We start from the raw sequence: 16,835 nt of genomic DNA, 5'->3' as shown, positions 1-16,835 counted from the left end.
CCACCTCGTTGCGGTGCCGAACCGGCGGCCGACCGGGGACCGCACGCCGGGTCCCGCCTCCGATCCCGTACGTCCTGCCCGTCCGGAAGCCGGCCCCGCACGCCGCCCCGGCCGGGTGCCGGGACCCCGACCCGTGCCCGACCCCTCCCGCCCCCACGGGTCCGGGGAGCATCCGCCGGACCGCGGTCGCGGCGCCGGCGGCCCCGTCGGCGCGGACCCCTCCGACGGCACGGGAGGCACCGATCCCTCTGCCGGAACCGATGCCCCCCGCGGCTCCCGTCCCCCCGTCGCACGGCGCGGCGGAGTCCTCGCCTATGCCGCACCCGGCGGACTGGGCAAGACCACCCTGCTCGCCGAGGTCCGCCGTCGCGCCGCCGCACGGGGCTGCACCGTGCTCTCCGCCCGCGGCGGCGACCAGGAGCAGCGGGTGGCCTTCCACGTCGCCCGGCAGCTGCTCCAGCCGCCGCTGGCCCACGCCTCCGACGCCGAGCTGCGCGAGCGCCTCGGGTCCTGGTACGACATCGTCGGCCCCGCCCTGGGACTCCGGGTCGCCGGGGAGGGGGCACCGCCGGACCCGCAGGGGCTGCGCGACGGCCTCGACTGGGTCCTCACCCACCTCGCCGTGCGGCGCGATCCGCTCGTCGTCGTCCTCGACGACCTCCACTGGGCCGACCCCGAGTCCCTCGGTTGGCTCGCCGCCTTCGCCCCCCGTGCGGAGGAACTGCCCATGCTGTTCGTCGTTGCCTATCGTCCCGACGAACTCCCGCTAGAAGGAATGGAGTTCACGGGGCGTCGATCCGGGCGACGACCCCTCGGACTGGATCCGCTCACCTCTTCCGCCGTCGCCCGCCTCGTCCGCGCCCACGTCGGCGCCCACGCCGACGACGCCTTCTGCCGCGACTTCTGGGCCGCGACCTCCGGAAGCCCCTTCGAAGCGGTCGAGCTCGCCGCGAAGGTGTGTGCCCGCGGCCTCGATCCCACCGCCGGCAGCGCCGGAGAGCTGCACGACCTCGCCGCCGCCCTCAAGGGCAGCGGACTCGTCGCCCGCCTCGAACGGCTGGGCGCCGCCACCGTCCGTCTGGCCTGGGCCTGCGCGGTCCTCGGCGCCGGGATCTCGCCGCAGCTGGCCGGGGCCGTCGCCGGGCTCGGCAGCGAGGCGGTCGCCGACGGCGCCGAACTCCTTCGGGAGGCCAGGGTCCTGGCCGAGGCCGAAGGACCGGACGGGCCGCTGGAGTTCGTCCATCCGCTCATCGCCACCACCGTGTACCGGTCCATCCCCGCCGCCACCCGGGTCGCGCTGCACGGCCAGGCCGCCTGGTGCGTCGTGGACGCCGGCCTCGGTTCCACCGCCGCCGCCCGCCACCTCCTGGAGACCCACCCCGAGGGCGACCCCTGGGTCGTCCACCAGCTCCGCGCCGCCGCCGGGGAGAACCTCCGCGCCGGAGCCCCCGACGCGGCCCGCCGCTTCCTGGCCCGTGCCCTGCGCGAGCCCCCCGCCGCCGACGACCGGGCCGCGGTCCTCTACGAACTGGGCTGTTCCTCCCTCCTCACCGAACCCGCCACGACCGTCAACCACCTGCGCGCCGCCCTGGAGGAGCCCGTCGCCGATCCGGCCCTCCGCCACGGCATCGTCTACCGCCTCTCCCAGGTCCTCGCCCACAGCGACCGCCTGGTGGAGGCGTCCGAACTCCTCGCCCGTGAGGCGGGCCGGACCACCGACGCCCGCAGCCGGCTGCGGATGCAGGCAGAGAAGTTCATGTGGGACGCCTTCCGCGCCGACGAACCCGATTCGCCCGCCCGCTCACGCCGCCTCGCGGCCCTCGCCGACCGGCTCACCGGACGCGACCTCACCGAGCGGTACGTCATCGGGCTGCGCGCCTGGGACGCCACCCTTCGCGCCGAGCCCTCCGCGGTGGCCCTCCGTCACGCCGAGCGCGCCCTCGAAGGCGGGCTGAGCTGGGCCGACGAAGGGCGGGGCTTCGAGGTGCCGGTCCTCGTCGCCCTCACTTTCCTCTACGCCGACCGCCCCGGTCGAGCAGAGGAACTCTTCGCCGCCGGCACGGCCGAGTTCGAGCACCAAGGCTGGCGCGGCGCCCACCTCTCCTTCGCCTACACCCTGCTCGGCTACATCCGCTACCGGCGCGGTCGGCTGGTCGAGGCGGAGGACTTCGTCCGCTCCGGGCTGCGCCTCGCCGAGCGCGTCGGCCCCCGCACCCCCGCACAGTGGTACGCGGTGGGGGTCCTCATCGAGGTCCTCCTCGCCCGGGGACGCCCCGAGGAAGCCGCCCGCACCGCCCACGGTCACGACTTCGGCGAACCCTTCCCCGCGGCCGTCACCTTCCCCGACTCCCAGACCGTCCACGCCGAGCTGCTCCTGGCCCGGGGGCGTCCCGAGGAGGCCGCCGCGGAGCTGGCCTCCGTCGGCCGCCGCCTCGACCCGCGCGGCATGCGCAATCCGGCCTGGTGTCCCTGGCAGCTCCACCTCGCCCTCGCCGAGGCCGCCACCACCCCCCTCCAGGCCCGTCGCACGGCAGAGGGCGCGGTCGCCCGCGCCCGTCAGTACGGTGCGCCGTCCACGATCGGGCAGGCGCTCCGGGTGGCCGCGGAGGTGTCCGAGCCCTCGGCGCGCGTGAAGCTCCTGGAGGAGTCCGTGGACTGGCTCGACCGGTCGCCCGCCGCCTATGAGCTCGCCCGCTCCCTCGTCGCCCTGGGTGCCGCCCTGCGCCGCACCGAACGCTCGGGAGAGGCCGCCGAGCACCTCTACCGGGGACTGGAGGCAGCACAGGACTGCGGCGCCGACGGCCTCGTCGACGAGGCACGGACCGAACTGGCCGCGGCCGGGCTGCGTCCCCGTACGCTGCACCCGGCCGACACGGACGTGCTCACCGCCCGTGAGCGCGCCGTCGCCGAACTCACCGTCCGTGATCGGGACGCGGTCGCCGTGCTCGGCATCGACGCGACCGCCGTCGGGCGGGCCCTGTCGTCGGTCTACCGCAAGCTCGGCACCGATCGCACGGGCCTCGACCGGGCCCTGGCGAAGGCGAAGGGGGCCTTCGAGCGGGGGTGAGCGGAGGAGGGCGCCCGGCGCGTCGCGCCGTGCGTCGGGGCACGTACCATGGCCCTATGTCCTTCCTCCGCCGCCGTAGCGCCGCCACACCCGCGGGCCCGGACTTCGACGTCCTGGCCATGGACCCGGGGGACTGGCCCGGCAATCTCGGCGCCGGTCTGCTGCCCGCACCCGACGGTTCCTGCCAGGGCGTCTTCCTCCGGTACGACCTGTTCGGCGGTCGCGGACCCGCGATGATCATCGGCAACCTCCCGGAGGGCTCCCCGGCCCGTGAGCTCGCCGACGGACAGATCCCGTTCGAGGTGGCGCAGCTCCTCGCCGCTCTGGAGAACGACGAGCCGGTCGAGGTCCTCGACACCGAGGACGTCCCCGTCATGCAGGGCGACAACCTCCTCATCGTGCGCCGGCTAAAGCTCTCCGAGAGCAGGATCTCCTGCGTCCAGTTCGACCGCAGCGACAACGTCCTCGTGACGATCGCCAGTTGGGACCGGCCGATCACCGATGACCTGTACGCACTGCTGAAGCCGCTGCCCGCCGAACTGTTCCAGCAGGGCTGACGGGGAGCGGGGTCGATGAGCGCGCGCGTCGACAGTTGGATCTGGGCGGTCCGCCTGACCAAGACCCGCTCGCAGGCGGCGGCGGCGTGCCGGGCCGGGCACGTCAAGGTGAACGGCGAGCGGGTCAAGCCCGCGCAGGCCGTGAAGCCGGGGGACGAGGTCCGGATCTTCCACGCCGGTCGTGAACGGATCGTCGAGGTCAAGGAACTCCACACCAAGCGGGTCGGTCCGCCGGTCGCCGTCGAGGCCTACGTGGACAACAGCCCGCCCCCGCCGCCGCGCGAGCACGTGGCGGTGGCCGCCGTGCGCGACCGCGGCGCCGGCCGCCCCACCAAGCGGGAGCGCCGCGAACTCGACGGACTCCGCGGTCGACGCTCCTGATGCACCCCGAGGCCCGTACCCGTACCCGCCCGGGTACGGGTACGGGGCGCACCCGAGGTCCCCGGGGTGCGCCCTCGTTCCGTGCCGTCAGCGCGGGGCGGAGCCGATCAGCCCGGCCACGCGTGCGGCAGAGGTCCCGATCCCGGTCGGTCCCCGACCGGGCAGCGGGGTGCCGCTGCCCGCGTGGACGTCCTCGGCGCCGTAGCGCCGAACGCTCCGATGCCAGTTGAGGATCCCGGCGAGCCAGTCCTCCAGTTCCCGCAGATACGCTTCGAAGGCCCTCCGGCCCGCCGCGTCGAGTCCGAAGTGTTCGTAGAGGAGCGGGACTTCACGCTGCTTCAGGTGCTCGTACTGGCGCAGTCGACCCCGCATCAGGTCGTCGACCATCGATACCGCCGTCGGGTAGTCGCAGTCGAAGAACGTCTGCAACACCAGCACCCCGTTGTGCACTTCGCCCTCGACCTCGATCTCCTTCTGGTAGGAGAAGAGGTCGTTGAGCAGGGTGGCGTAGTCCATGACGGCGTGTTCGAGGGCCTGGACCGTGCCCGTGCGGAACAGCTCCGGCGGCAACGTCCCGGTGTGCCGCAGGCGGCACAGCAGCGTGGTCAGTTCCGAACCGAAGGTGCTCCGGCGCATCTCCACGTAGTCCACCGGGTCGGGCACCCGGTGCTGGGCCTGGTTGTGCAGTTCCCACAGCCAACTGTCCAGCATGGCGTCCAGTGCGACCCGCAGTTGGGCGCGGGGCCCCGGATCCATGGGCCCCGCGGTCCTCGCCCAGAGGTCGGCGAGCGAGCGCTCCAGGGGATTCACGGCGCGGGCCGCCCCCGCCGTCACGTCGGTCAGCGGCATGCAGGCCTTGAACCGCTCGGTCTGCTGCTTCGCCCCGAGCAGGTTGCGCGACCGCCCGAAGACGTACGGGTAGTAGTCGTCCCCGTACGTCCCCCAGGTCAACCACTCGGCGCTCAGCACCAGTTCTTCGAGGGTGGCGTCCGGGTCCAGCCCGGCCGAACACAGGGCCAGGTCGAAGCCTTCTGCCAGCGGCCGGTCCCACAGGTCGTCCAGGAGCCCCATCGACTCGGCCCAGTCGAGGGAGAGCCGGCGCGCTTCCGCATGGTGCGGGCTGAGCGCCAGTGGGTACGGAAGGTCGAACTCCGGCAGGAGTGAGGGGCCGACGTGCCGGTGCGGCACGTGCGTGAGCGCCCGCCTGCGGGCGGCGGCGGGTCGTCCGAAGAGGTTGCGGACGTCCAGGGCGGAGGTGCCGATGATGCCGTCCAGATGCGGGGGCCCGGCGGCCATGCCCTCGTTCATGTACCGACTGGAGCGCATGTGCCACTCGTGCCCGCCCGACTGCCAGTCCTGGAGCCCCTTCGCGTAGGCCGCGACGGCTGCGCACTCCCGGGGGTCCAGCCCCTCCTCCGCGACGAGCAGCGGCACCTCGGTGAGCGCCGTGTTCTCGAACTGCTGGAGCCGGGAGGTCAGCAGGTCGTTGACGGCGTCGGCCGCTTCCTGGGTCGTGCAGCCGAGGAAGCGCTCCAGGACCAGGACGCCGTTGCTGTTCTCGCCCTCGTCCTCGACCTCGCGCTGGTACGAGAAGAGGTCGTTGCGCAGGTGCACGGCGTCCGAGAAGGCGTCCTTGAGGACGCGCAGGGGGCGGGCGAGGGCCACCCGATCGGGCACCTCGGCCCCCACCGCGAACTCGACGAGCCCGGCGGACCACGGCGCGCCACCCACCTTGCGGCGCATCTCGATGTACTCGACGGGATTGGCGACGCGGCCGTCGTTGATGTTGTCGAGCTCCCAGAGCGACTCGTACAACAGGTGCTCCGTCGCCTCCGCGAAGCGCGTCCGCCAGGCTTCGGACATCGAGGGGACGGTCCGTAGCCACAGGTCGGCGAGGCCCGCCTCGACGGGATTGGTCGGCTCGGGCATGCTCCGCACCGGGTCCGCCGGCATGAACAGCGGCAGTCGGTCCAGGTAGGCCTTGCCTCCCGCCCTGTCCTGGGTGCGCTTGAAGACCTCCAGGAAGTGGTCGTCGAAGAAGAAGACCCAGGTGTACCAGTCGGTGACGAGGTCCAGTACCCCGGCGTCACAGTCGGGGTGGGTGTAGCCGCAGAGCAGGGCGTAGTCGTGGGACGTGAGGTCGTGCTCCTCCCAGACGCCCGAGCCCTCCAACATCCCCATCTCCCGTGCCCAGTCGCGCGTGTGGGTGCGGGCGGTCTCCACGTGGGGATTGAGCCGTGCCGGATGCGGGACGTAGAAGTCCGGCATAACGAAGGGCTGAGGCATGTCCTGGCGGGCCTTCCGGTGGGTGCGGGCTGTGACCGGCCCAGCCTTACCCGTCCCCCGGACGGCGCACGCGACCTTCTGGATAGTCATATGAACGACAGGTGGGGGGTGATGTGGGCGTGCGCCCGGCGGTGCTTCCCCGGAGGGACCCCGCATCCCCTCGGGTCCGGAAGACCTGCACGTCAGCGGCCTTCACGAAGCCGATTCGATGGCCGAACTGAACCTGGTAGCACTCCTCCTGTCCCCGCACCACCGTGTGCCCCTCCGCCTCGAACGTCGGAGCGAAGTAGTACTCGCCCGAGGTGCGGCCACCCACCACGTACCGATGGCCCGCCGGCACGACGCCAGGGCCGTGAGCGACCGCGGTGCACGGATCGGCGACGGACGTCTGCGCACGGGTGAACGGGACAAGGCGGCCTCCGGGGACGGGGGCGTGCGGGGCCGAACCCGTACAGGGGCACCGGCTCGCGAACGTTCCGTCAATCACGCCCGCCCCAGGCGTTTTCCCTCGTCGGAGCGGGAGCGGCGGCCATCGGGTGGGGTTTCGCCGAGACGGCCCCGGTGCCTGGCGGGCGTCACCGGAGTGGACCATTGGAGAGCGGGGACAGCGATCCGGACGGGAACGCGCCGGTGCGCCGCGTCCCGGTGTGTCGGCACCGGGCGCACGGCGCACCAACCCCCGTGTGGTCGGTCGGACCCGCCCCTTCAGCGCGTCCCGACCGCCGCGCGCACGGCCCGCCGTGCCATGGCGCAGTCGTCGTGCAGCCGCCTCAACAACAGCCGCTGTTCCTCGCCGGGGGCGAGCGCCCCCGAGGGCACCGGCACGGAACCGGCCGGCGGTGCTTCCTTCATGGTGCGCTGCACCGCGGTCTCGTAGGTGCGGATCTCCCGCGTCAACACGATCATCAGGTTCACCAGGAAGGCGTCCCGAGAGGCCGTGCCCGCCTGTTGGGCGAGCTGGCTGATCTGGCGCCGGGCCAGCGGTGCGTCACCGAGCACCGTCCACAAGGTCGCCAAGTCGTAGCCGGGCAGGTACCAGCCGGCGTGCTCCCAGTCGACGAGGACCGGCCCGGCCGGGGAGAGGAGGATGTTCGAGAGCAGGGCGTCGCCGTGGCAGAACTGCCCCATGCCCTGTCGACCGCCCGCGTGCGCAAGACCGTGCAGGAGCTTCTGCAGGTCGTCCCGGTCGCGGTCGGTGAAGAGCCCGAGCTCGTGGTACCGGGCGATCCGCGCGCCGTAGTCCAGCGGCGCGTCGAAGGTGCCGGCCGGGGGCCGCCAGGCGTTGAGCCGGGCGATGGCACCGAGTGCGGCGCGCACGTCGGCACGGGGCGGGGCCTCGACGGGGTGGCGCGACAGCGCCGCCGCCCGCCCGGGCATCCGCTCGATCACCAGTGTGCAGTTGTCCGGGTCCGCTGCGATGAGGCGTGGCGCCCGCACCGGTGGACGATGCCGGACGAAGGAGCGGTAGGACGCTATTTCGTGCCGGAACCGCTCGACCCACGAGGGGGAGTGGTCCAGTAAACACTTCGCGACCGCCGTGGTCCGCCCGGTCGTCCCGACGATCAGTACGGAACGTCCGCTGCGTCGCAGCACCTGCACCGGGTTGAACTCCGGACAGATCCGGTGGATCGATGCGATCGCCTTCTTCAGCTGCGCCCCCTGGGGGCCGGACAGATCGATTCTTCCGCTGACCGGCTGGGTACCGGTGCCGCCCACCCAGCGCCGCGGCCTCACGGCTTGGGCGGAGGGGGCGAGGTACGGTCCGGAGCCGGTCGGGACGATGCGGTGCTGCGGCCGGGGCGGGGCGGACACGGAGGACGATGCTGTGTACATGGAGGTGACAGATCCCTTCGTGCGCCGACGAGTTGCGTGCGTCGCCCCGCCCGCCCCCGGTCCGCACCCTGGGGAATGAGGGCCGGTCGACGGGGCGGGGTGGCGCATTCCTACCTGACACCCGGGGGCGGGTGGCGGAACATCGGGCGCACCCTGGCGAACCCTGGCGAATAGTCGCCAGCCCTATGACAGGGGGTTAGTGTCAACTCAGCCGAGAACCTGGGGGCTTAGACGTGACCGGACAAACCAACACCCGCCTGGCAGACCTGTTCGGCCTGGCCGGCTGGTCCAAGGGCGAACTCGCGAGACTGGTCAACCGGCAGGCGGCGGCCATGGGCCACCCCCAGCTGGCGACCGACACCTCGCGGGTGCGGCGGTGGATCGACAGGGGCGAGACCCCGCGCGATCCCGTGCCCCGGGTGCTGGCGGCTCTGTTCACCGAGCGACTCGGCCGTGTCGTGACCATCGAGGACCTCGGGTTCGTACGACACGGGCGCGCCGGAAAGAAGCAGGACGTCAGGAGAGCGGAGAACCCTGACGGGCTGCCCTGGGCACCCGATCGTACGGCGGCGGTCCTCACCGAATTCACGGGAATGGACCTCATGCTCAACCGACGCGGCCTGGTGGGCGCGGGTGCCGCACTCGCCGCCGGCTCCGTACTCAGCAACGCCATGCACGACTGGCTGCAGACCGACCCCATGCACAAGGGCCCCGCTCCGCGGGCCAGCGATCCCCTCCACGCCGACCCCGCTGGGTTCGACCGCTACGAGGCCGCCCCCATCGGGTCGGAGGAGATCGAGGCCCTGGAGCACTCGGTGGAGGTGTTCCGTGCCTGGGACGCCTCCCGGGGGGGTGGACTCCAGCGGAAGGCGGTCGTGGGCCAGCTCAACGAAGTGGGCGGGATGCTCGCCTATCGCCATGCCGAGCACCTCCAGCGGCGCCTCTGGGGCGTCGCTGCGAACCTCGCCGTGCTCGCCGGGTGGATGTCCCACGACGTCGGCCTCGAACCCACGGCGCAGAAGTACTTCGTCATCGCGGCCCATGCGGCCCGGGAGGGCGGCGACCGGCCCCGGGCCGGCGAAGCGCTGTCCCGCGCCGCCCGACAGATGGTGCACCTCGGCCGCCCCGACGACGCCATCGACCTGATGAACCTCGCCAAGGCCGGCTCGGGCGAGCGGTTGCTCCCCCGCACGCAGGCGATGTTCCACACCATCGAGGCCTGGGCGCAGGCTTCCATGGGGCGGGGGCAGGCCATGCGCCGGACCCTGGGAGAGGCCGAGGAGCTGTTCGTCTCGGACCGGCAGGACGAGAAGCCGAGTTGGATGCAGAACTTCGACGAGGCCGACATGCACGGCATGCAGGCACTCGCCTACCGCACCCTCGCCGAGCACGACCCGGCCGCGGCGATCCCCGCCCAGCGCCACGCCAGGTTGGCGCTCGAACTGCGACGCGAAGGACACGACCGCTCGAAGCTCTTCGACCACATCTCGATGGCCTCGGCCTGCTTCATCGCGGACGACCCCGAGCAGGCGGACCGGTACGCCCGACTCGCCCTGATGTCGATGGGGGACACCTCGTCCCACCGCACTTGGGAACGGCTGCGGGAGATGTACCGGCTCACCGGCCAGTACGCGGGCTACTCGCGCATCGAGAACCTCCGCGAGGAGATCGAGACGGCTCTTCCACGGTCTCCCGTCAACCGCCCCAGGACCGGACAGGCCTGAGCCTCCCCGGCCCACAGGGCAGGGAGGCTCGGACGGGGTTTCCCGGCGCGGTCGGGAGGGGGCCGGACGGTTTCAGCCGCCGACCCGGACCACCATCACGCAGGCGTCGTCCTCGCGCGCTTCCTCGCCGAACTCCTCCATCACCGCACGCACGCCGTCCTGTGCGTCCCGTGCCCCCGCGAGCCGGGGACCGAGCGCCAGCAGCCGCCGGGCGTCGGTGTCGTCGTGGCCGCCGCCGTTGCGGATCAGCCCGTCGGTGTACAGGACCAGCAGGTCGCCGGGGAGCAGCCGGCTCTCGGCCTCGCCGTACGCGGCGCCGGCCGTGGCCCCGAGCAGTACGCCCTCGGGGCGCCGGAGGGCACCTCCCTCCCCGCCACGGAAGAGCAGCGGGGCGGGGTGGCCGGCCTGTGCCCAGGTGAGGGTCTGGGTGACCGGGTCGTACCGGCAGCACATCGCACTGCCCAGCGCGGGTTGTGCGGAGGTCTCCACGAGCTGGTTGAGGTGAGCCATCAGCGCGGCGGGGCGGATGCCCGCGACCGCCATGCCGCGCAGCGCCCCGAGCAGCATGGCCATGGAGGAGGTCGCGGCGACCCCGTGTCCCGTCAGGTCGCCGACGGTGAGCAGCGCGTCCCCGCCGGGCAGTGCGAGCGCGTCGTACCAGTCGCCGCCGATGAGGCCGGTGCTGGCGGCGGGCAGGTAGTGCGCGGCCACGTCGAGCGGGGCGGGACCGTCGTGGGCGAAGCGGAGCGATCCGCGCCACGGGGGGAGGACCGCTTCCTGGAGCTCCACGGCGACCCGTCGCTCGGTGCGTTCGTGGTGACGGCTCCGCTCCAGGGAGTCCCGGCTCTCGCGGACGGCGCGTTCGCTGCGCCGCAGCTCGCTGACGTCCCTGAGCACCGCCCACATGGAGGCGGTGCAGCCGTCGGTGTCGAGCACGGGCTCGCCCGTCATGTGCACGGTGCGCACCCGGCCGTCCGTCCGTACGATCCTGAACTCCCCGTCGATCGGTTTGCCGTCGATCAGACAGTCCGTCACTAGCCCCTGCAACACGGTCTGGTCCTCGGCGAAGACCAGCGTGGGCATCTCGTCGAGCGACAGCGGTCCGCTCTCGCGGGGCCGGCCGAAGATCTGGTAGAGCTCCTCGGACCAGCTGACCTCGTCCGTGAGGAGGTTCCACTCGGCGCTGCCGACGCGGGAGAGGAGCGAGCCGGTCCGGGGCGGAGCGCCGTACGCCGTGCCCGGGTCGGTCGCCGGGGCGGGGGAGGGCCGCTCCCGCTCGGTTCCCTCGGGGATCACGTCCTCCGGGGCGCCAGCCCGGAGGAGGTCCAAGTGGGCTCCCAAATCATCGAGTTGATGTACTGCCAGGTCACACAGGGTGCGCTGCCACCGCTGCTGCGGATCGTCCTCGTCCGCCATGGCGTCCCGCCGCACGGCGTCGACCTGGCCGCGTAGGCGGCGGGTCTGCGAGATCAGTGCGTCCATCGCGCCCGGCTCTGGCGCTTGGGCGGGACGGTCCGCGAAGAGGGGGGACGGCATGTCGTACTCCGATACAGGCGCGGCGGCCAGATGTGAAAGGGAGGCCCGGATACGACTGTTGCACAGCAGGGGACGGGCCGTAAGGGATTTGGCGACACTCGATCCGGTGGTGCTTATGGCATATGCCAAAGGCCCGGCGGTGGGCGGACCAGGTGCGACGCGTTACGGTGCTGGGGTGCTGAGCGACGACGGAAACGGCGCGGTGGGCGCGGGCTCGACGGTCACGAGGGGGACGGTTGCAGGGGGGTCGGACGTGAGTGCGGACACACGGCAGCGGGATGCGGACGACACCGCCACGGCCGTGGGCACCGCGGTGCTGCTCGCAGCTGCGCCCGCCGGTCGGGGCCGCGTGATGGATGCGGCCTCCGTCCTGCCGGCCCTCGCCGCCGTGCCGCCCGGGATCCTCACCGGGACCACGACCGCCACCCTGGTCGAACTCGCCGATCCGCTCGACCCGCAGGCCGTGCTCACCCGGCTCCGCGCGGCAGCCGCGAGCCCGGGTCCGCTGCTCGTCTGCCTCGCCGGACAGCTCCAGCTGGACCGCCGTCAGCAGCTGCCCCACCTCGCACTCGCCCGTGCCACCCCCGCCACCGTCCGCTACACGGCACTGCCCTGGCACTGGCTCGTCGGAGAGCTGGGCACGCGTCGCCCCGGCACCACGACCGTGGTCGCGGACCTCGTGGCAGACCCGGAGGTCTGGCAGCGCCTCACCACCGAGCCCGGACTGCTCCACCTCGGCACCGGACCCCTCCTGTACGGACGCGTGGTGCCCGCTCCGCGCAAAGGCGGCCTCCTCAGACCCGAGTACCTGAGGGCCTGGGCCGAGCTCTGGCGTTCGGAGCCCCGGTGGACACCGCTCGCCCGGCACGCGGAAGCCGCCGCCCGAGCGGCGACCGCAGCGCCCGAGCCGGAAGCGGTCTTCTTTCCGCCCGCACCTCCTCCGGCCGTCGCGCCGATGCCCGCCCCCGCCCCCACGTTCGTTCCCGCACCCGTTCCCGCGCCGGCGGCCGTGGCGGACCCGCACCCGGCGATCCTCGCTGCGGCCGCGGCCGGACGACACGGGGAGGCGGCGGCCGTGGCCGCGGCCTGGGAACACGAAGCCCTGAGGCGGCACGGACCCCGTTCCGTCGAGGCCGTGCACTGGACGGAGGTGCGGGCCGACCTGGCCCGCTTGGCCGGGGACTCCGCCCGCAGTTGCGAGCTCTGGCTCGCCGCGGCCGAAGCCCGGCTCGCCCTGCTCCAGCACGCGGACGATCCGGACGTCGAGGACGCCGTCGACCGTGCCCACCACCAGTGGGAGCAGATCGTCGACCGCGACCGGGCACGTGCGCTCGGTCCGGCCCTCGTCGCGCTCCGGCGGCGCGTCCCGGGGCGCAGACCCGGAGCGCTGGCGGCGCTCACCCGCCGCATGGGCTGACGACTGCTGCCCGGTTGTCGTGCGCCGCGCCGCCCCGTCCCGTGGTGCGCCGCCCCCGAGCGCCGTCGCCCCCTCCCTCCGGGAGGCTCCGGAACCTGGGATGATCGGAGGCGTGGCCGTTCCTCCGCACTCCGTCCCGATCCCGGTGCCGACCGCCTCCGCAGGGTGGCCCGCTACCGCACGACTGCTTCTGCGGCCCGTGCGGGAGGCGGACCTGGACGCCGTGACCCGTCTGTGGACCGACCCCGAGGTGCGGCGTCATCTCGGCGGCCCCGTCATCGCACCGGTCGTGCGGATCCGCCGGCGGCGCGTCGTCGGGGCGCCCGGGGTCCACGCGGTCACCAGGGCCGGGGACGGCGTCCTGGTCGGCCTGGTCACGGTGGAGGAGGGGGCGCGGAACGGGGAGACGGAGATCTCGTACCAGTTCCTGCCCGAGCACTGGGGGCACGGGTATGCGCGCGAGGCGGTCGGCGCGGTCGTCGCCCGTCTCCTGGAGGGCACGCCCTGCGTGGTCGCGCTCACCCAGGAGGAGAACGACCGCTCGCGACGGCTCCTGGAAGCGCTCGGCTTCCAGCACGTCGAGTCCTTCGTCGAATGGGACGCCCGCCAGGTGCTGTACCGCCTGTGCCGATGACGCGCAGCCCCTCAGCGGGGTCGCCCGCCCGAGGCCAGTGCCGCCACGGCCCGTTCCAGGCGTGCCGTCCGCGTCTTCGCGGTGCGGGCCTGCCAGAGGCTGAGGATCACCAGGTAACGGTCGGTCTTGCTGAGGCCGTCGAAGGCCTCCGCCGCCTTCGGCTCGGCGGCCAGCGCCGCTGCGAGGTCCTCGGGCACCGTGGCGTCCTTCTGGGAGGGGTACGCGGCCTCCCACCGCCCGTCCGCGCGGGCCGCCCGCACCTCGGCGAGGCCGGGCTCCCGCATCCGGCCGGCCGCGGTCAGCGCTTCGACCTGGCGCACGTTGACCTGGGACCACAGGCTGCGGGGGCGTCGCGGGGTGATCTTCTGGAGGTAGTACCGGTGGTCGCGTGCGATGCGCTTGCCGGTGATCCAGCCGTAGGCGAGCGTGCTGTCCAAGATCTCCTCCGCGTTCGGCGAGGCGAGGCCCGATCCCTTGCGGGCGAGCAACAGCCAGATCCCCGGGGTGTCCCCGTGGTGCTCCTCCAGCCACGCCTCCAGTTCCTCCCCGCCGTCGAACGCCATGACCGAGAGCCCCTCGACCGTCTCCACCGCACGCCCCTTCCCCGTCGTCGGACATTCCCGCTGACCAAGCTTATGGACGGCGACCCGAAGGTGTCCGTCGCTTTCCCCCACGACACGGGACCCCCACGCATCACCGGGGGCGCGACCGGGGACACGGCGTCCGAGGGCGAGATCCTCCCCGTCCCGGCGCGACGGCGCGTACGATCTGCGGACCGCCGACCGCCGACCGCCGACCGCCGACCGCCGACCGCCGACCGCCGACCGCCGACCGCCGACCGCCGACCGCCGACCGGCGACCGCCGACCGCCGACCGCCGACGGGGCCGGACGCCCCTGCGGGAAGCGGGACCACCGACCCCGAACCCGTCACCGGGCCGACGGACCCGTCGGCTTCGCCGTCTGCGGCGGCCGGGTCGGCCACCAGGACACCCACACCGAGGAGCTCCGCGCCATGTCCTTCCTGGTGATCGGCGAATGCGTCGCCGACGTCGTCCGTGCGCCGGCCGGCTCCGGCGCCGTCGACCGGATCCACCCGGGCGGCAGCCCCGCCAACGTCGCCTACGGCCTGGCCCGTCTCGGCCGGGACGTCACCCTGCTCACCCAACTCGCTGCCGACCCCGTCGGACGGCTGATCGCGGACCACCTGGAGGGGGCGGGGGTGCGCGTCGCGATCGGAGGGCGTCCCGAGCGCACCCCCTCGGCCGTCGTCGAACTGGACGCGCACGGACGGGCCACGTACTCCTTCGACTTCGCCTGGACCCTGGAGGCCGGCGCGACGGCCGAGGAACGGCCGGCCCACGTGCACATCGGCTCCGTCGCCGCCGTCACCGCTCCCGGTGCGGCCGTGGTCCTGGCCGAGGTCGAGCGGCTGCGCCGGCGCGCCACGGTCAGCTACGACCCCAATGTGCGGCCCGGGCTGATGGGGGAGCACGGAGCGGCCGTCGCCCGCGTCGAGAAGTGCGTCGCCCGGAGCGACCTGGTGAAGGCGAGCGACGAGGACCTCGCCTGGCTGTATCCCGGCGAGGCGCCGCAGGCGGTCGCGGCCCGCTGGCTGGCCCTCGGCCCGGCCGTCGTACTGGTGACCCTGGGCGCGGCCGGCTCGTTCGCGCTCACCCGGCACCACCCCCGTGCGGTCGCCGTCGGGGCACCCGCGGTCACCGTCGTCGACACGGTCGGTGCGGGCGATTCCTTCATGTCCGCCGTCCTCGACGCCCTCGTCGGACGGGGGAGGGCGGCCCTCGAAGGACTCGGTCCCGAGGATCTCGTCGACCTGTTGCAGAAGGCCGGTGCCGCGGCGGCCGTCACCGTGGCCCGGGCCGGTGCCCGACCGCCCGACCGGTCCGAACTGGACGCGGCCAGGCAGGAGTGCGCCGTCAGGTCCGGGCGTGTGTCGTGATGTCCGAGGCGAACTGTTCGACCATTTCGGGTGTGACCGTCGGCCGGCACGCGGCGATGGCCTCCAGGTAGTCCGCGGTGTTCGCGCCGGGCGTCGGGCTCTCACCGCTGCGCGGCCCGACCGCCACCAGGTCCCGCTCGAAGGACGCCTGGGCGGCGACGCGGGCCGCGTGCTCGATGTCGGCGGGGGTGAACAGCTCGCTCGCGACGACCAGTTCGTCGATGTCGACGTTCGCGCGCCCGTCCGCGTAGCGGGACCAGATCGCCGCCCGCGCCGCCTTGTCCGGGGTGCCGATCGGAATGAGGTAGTCGAACCTGCCGGGGCGGAGGAAGGCCGGGTCGAGGGAGCGGATCGAGTTGGTCGCGCAGACGAGCAGCCGTTCGTCCCGTTCGCGGAAGCCTGGTATCAGCTTCAGGAGTTCGTTGGTGACCCCGTGCATGCCGCCGGGCCGGGCGGGTTCGGAGCGTACCGGCGCGATCTCCTCCACCTCGTCGATGAAGACGAGCACCCGCTCCAGCTCGCCGATCCGCGCGAACGCGGACCGCAGGGCGGCGGCGAGGTTCCCCTCGTCGGCGAGCCGGGACGGCAGGATCTCCACGAAGGGCCAGCCGAGTCGGGAGGCGATGCCGCGTGCGAACGTGGTCTTCCCGGTGCCGGGAGGGCCGAACAGACAGACCGCGCGGGGCGGTCGCACCCCGTGCCGGGTGGCCCGCTCCGGCTCGGCGAGCGGCAGCACGACCCGCCGCTCGATGAGGTCTTTCTCCCGTTCCATTCCGGCGACCTTCGCCCACAGGTCGCCGGGGAGCAGCCGGCCGCCCAGGTCGTCGAGGAGCCCGGCGGCGGGCCCGTGCAGGGGCTCGACCTTCTCGAAGTAGGCGACGGCCGGCTGGCGGGTGTACCCGGCGTTCAACAGTCCCTCGCCGAGGAGTTCTTCCTCCGGCAGTACGTAGGCGATCCGCCCGACGCGGGCGGCGACCAGCCGCCGTTCCAACTCCACGAGCAGGGCGCTGGCCAGACCGCGGCCCCGCCAGGCCGAGGAGATCGCGACCCGCATCACCCAGGCCCGCTCGCCGGAGACACAGGCCAGTGCCGCTCCGATGGGGGCGCCCTGGTGGACGGCGACCACGGCCGGCTGGCCGGTGGTGAGGGCGCCGATGCACTCGGCGAGCGAGAAGACGGACTCCTGCCCGAGCTCGGCGGTGGTGTCGATCAGATGGACGACGGCGGCGAGATCGCTCTCGCGGTAGTCGTGGATGTGCCAGTTCACCGGTGGTACCGCCCTTCGTTCGTGCCGTTTCGGCGAGGCTAGGCGGGACGGTGGGAGCGGGTCCTGCGCCATCGCGCACAAGGCGGCGCGGGCAAACGCTCCGTACCGGCTCTATGCGTCTGCCCCCTTCGACGCGAAACCCCCGGAAGGAGAACTCCCGGGGGTTTCGGCGAAG

At 73.3% G+C, this 16,835-nt stretch carries 12 protein-coding genes; 7 read left to right on the top strand and 5 right to left on the bottom strand.

All coding sequences use genetic code 11. The features are described 5' to 3' along the window. Positions 1-331 precede the first annotated feature (331 nt). From ACFW22_RS01555 to ACFW22_RS01545, 3 genes are read left to right on the top strand one after another with little or no spacing between them, the layout of a single operon-like run. Positions 332-3,067 carry an ATP-binding protein gene (locus ACFW22_RS01555; RefSeq protein WP_386397552.1) on the top strand — a complete coding sequence of 912 codons (2,736 nt, stop codon included), beginning with the start codon at positions 332-334 and terminating at the stop codon, positions 3,065-3,067. Positions 3,068-3,123: 56 nt separating this feature from the next. Further along, positions 3,124-3,624, top strand: a complete 501-nt coding sequence (locus ACFW22_RS01550) for a hypothetical protein (protein ID WP_024757478.1) — start codon at positions 3,124-3,126, stop codon at positions 3,622-3,624. A gap of 15 nt (positions 3,625-3,639) precedes the next feature. After that, positions 3,640-4,005: an RNA-binding S4 domain-containing protein gene (locus ACFW22_RS01545; protein WP_384877091.1), complete on the top strand. Its 366-nt coding sequence runs from the start codon at positions 3,640-3,642 to the stop codon at positions 4,003-4,005. 87 nt (positions 4,006-4,092) lie between these two features. On the opposite strand, the gene ACFW22_RS01540 is transcribed toward ACFW22_RS01545, so the two are convergent. Next, on the bottom strand, positions 4,093-6,291 hold the full coding sequence (locus ACFW22_RS01540; RefSeq protein ID WP_386397214.1) for a germacradienol/geosmin synthase: 2,199 nt from the start codon (positions 6,289-6,291) through the stop codon (positions 4,093-4,095). Between the two features lie 705 nt (positions 6,292-6,996). After that, on the bottom strand, positions 6,997-8,124 hold the full coding sequence (locus ACFW22_RS01535; protein WP_386397212.1) for an aminoglycoside phosphotransferase family protein: 1,128 nt from the start codon (positions 8,122-8,124) through the stop codon (positions 6,997-6,999). Between the two features lie 233 nt (positions 8,125-8,357). Between ACFW22_RS01535 and ACFW22_RS01530 the strand changes: the two genes are divergently transcribed. Further along, positions 8,358-9,848: a hypothetical protein gene (locus ACFW22_RS01530; RefSeq protein WP_386397209.1), complete on the top strand. Its 1,491-nt coding sequence runs from the start codon at positions 8,358-8,360 to the stop codon at positions 9,846-9,848. Positions 9,849-9,920: 72 nt separating this feature from the next. On the opposite strand, the gene ACFW22_RS01525 is transcribed toward ACFW22_RS01530, so the two are convergent. Further along, the gene (locus ACFW22_RS01525; protein WP_386397206.1) at positions 9,921-11,384 is read right to left on the bottom strand and encodes a PP2C family protein-serine/threonine phosphatase; all 1,464 of its coding nucleotides are present in this window, start codon (positions 11,382-11,384) and stop codon (positions 9,921-9,923) included. A 253-nt stretch (positions 11,385-11,637) separates the two neighbouring features. On the opposite strand from ACFW22_RS01525, the gene ACFW22_RS01520 reads away from it, so the two are divergent. After that, positions 11,638-12,801 (top strand): hypothetical protein, encoded by a 1,164-nt coding sequence (locus ACFW22_RS01520; RefSeq protein ID WP_386397203.1) that lies wholly within the window; start codon positions 11,638-11,640, stop codon positions 12,799-12,801. A gap of 112 nt (positions 12,802-12,913) precedes the next feature. Then, complete coding sequence (locus tag ACFW22_RS01515) at positions 12,914-13,435, top strand: GNAT family N-acetyltransferase (RefSeq protein WP_386397201.1); 522 nt, start codon at positions 12,914-12,916, stop codon at positions 13,433-13,435. 11 nt (positions 13,436-13,446) lie between these two features. Here the strand turns inward: ACFW22_RS01515 and ACFW22_RS01510 are convergent, their stop codons facing one another. After that, the gene (locus ACFW22_RS01510) at positions 13,447-13,998 is read right to left on the bottom strand and encodes a YdeI family protein (RefSeq protein ID WP_386397549.1); all 552 of its coding nucleotides are present in this window, start codon (positions 13,996-13,998) and stop codon (positions 13,447-13,449) included. Between the two features lie 450 nt (positions 13,999-14,448). Between ACFW22_RS01510 and ACFW22_RS01505 the strand changes: the two genes are divergently transcribed. Next, a complete protein-coding gene (locus tag ACFW22_RS01505; protein WP_386397546.1) occupies positions 14,449-15,393 on the top strand; it encodes a carbohydrate kinase in 945 nt (314 codons plus the stop codon). Here the strand turns inward: ACFW22_RS01505 and ACFW22_RS01500 are convergent. Continuing rightward, the gene (locus ACFW22_RS01500) at positions 15,371-16,660 is read right to left on the bottom strand and encodes an ATP-binding protein (RefSeq protein WP_386397198.1); all 1,290 of its coding nucleotides are present in this window, start codon (positions 16,658-16,660) and stop codon (positions 15,371-15,373) included. The genes ACFW22_RS01505 and ACFW22_RS01500 overlap by 23 nt on opposite strands. Positions 16,661-16,835 lie beyond the last annotated feature (175 nt).

The organism is Streptomyces sp. NPDC058872, assembly GCF_042743065.1.
Lineage (GTDB): Bacteria > Actinomycetota > Actinomycetes > Streptomycetales > Streptomycetaceae > Streptomyces.
The sequence above is the reverse complement of the archived record's forward strand: the minus strand, read 5'-3'. Positions and strand labels throughout refer to the sequence as shown.

Excerpts from the sequence above, each read along its gene's own strand:
- ACFW22_RS01505 (WP_386397546.1), top strand. The coding sequence starts at position 14,449 with ATGTCCTTCCTGGTGATCGGCGAATGCGTCGCCGACGTCGTCCGTGCG.
- ACFW22_RS01545 (WP_384877091.1), top strand. The coding sequence starts at position 3,640 with ATGAGCGCGCGCGTCGACAGTTGGATCTGGGCGGTCCGCCTGACCAAG.
- ACFW22_RS01540 (WP_386397214.1), bottom strand. The coding sequence starts at position 6,291 with ATGCCTCAGCCCTTCGTTATGCCGGACTTCTACGTCCCGCATCCGGCA.
- ACFW22_RS01535 (WP_386397212.1), bottom strand. The coding sequence starts at position 8,124 with ATGTACACAGCATCGTCCTCCGTGTCCGCCCCGCCCCGGCCGCAGCAC.
- ACFW22_RS01525 (WP_386397206.1), bottom strand. The coding sequence starts at position 11,384 with ATGCCGTCCCCCCTCTTCGCGGACCGTCCCGCCCAAGCGCCAGAGCCG.
- ACFW22_RS01550 (WP_024757478.1), top strand. The coding sequence starts at position 3,124 with ATGTCCTTCCTCCGCCGCCGTAGCGCCGCCACACCCGCGGGCCCGGAC.
- ACFW22_RS01510 (WP_386397549.1), bottom strand. The coding sequence starts at position 13,998 with ATGGCGTTCGACGGCGGGGAGGAACTGGAGGCGTGGCTGGAGGAGCAC.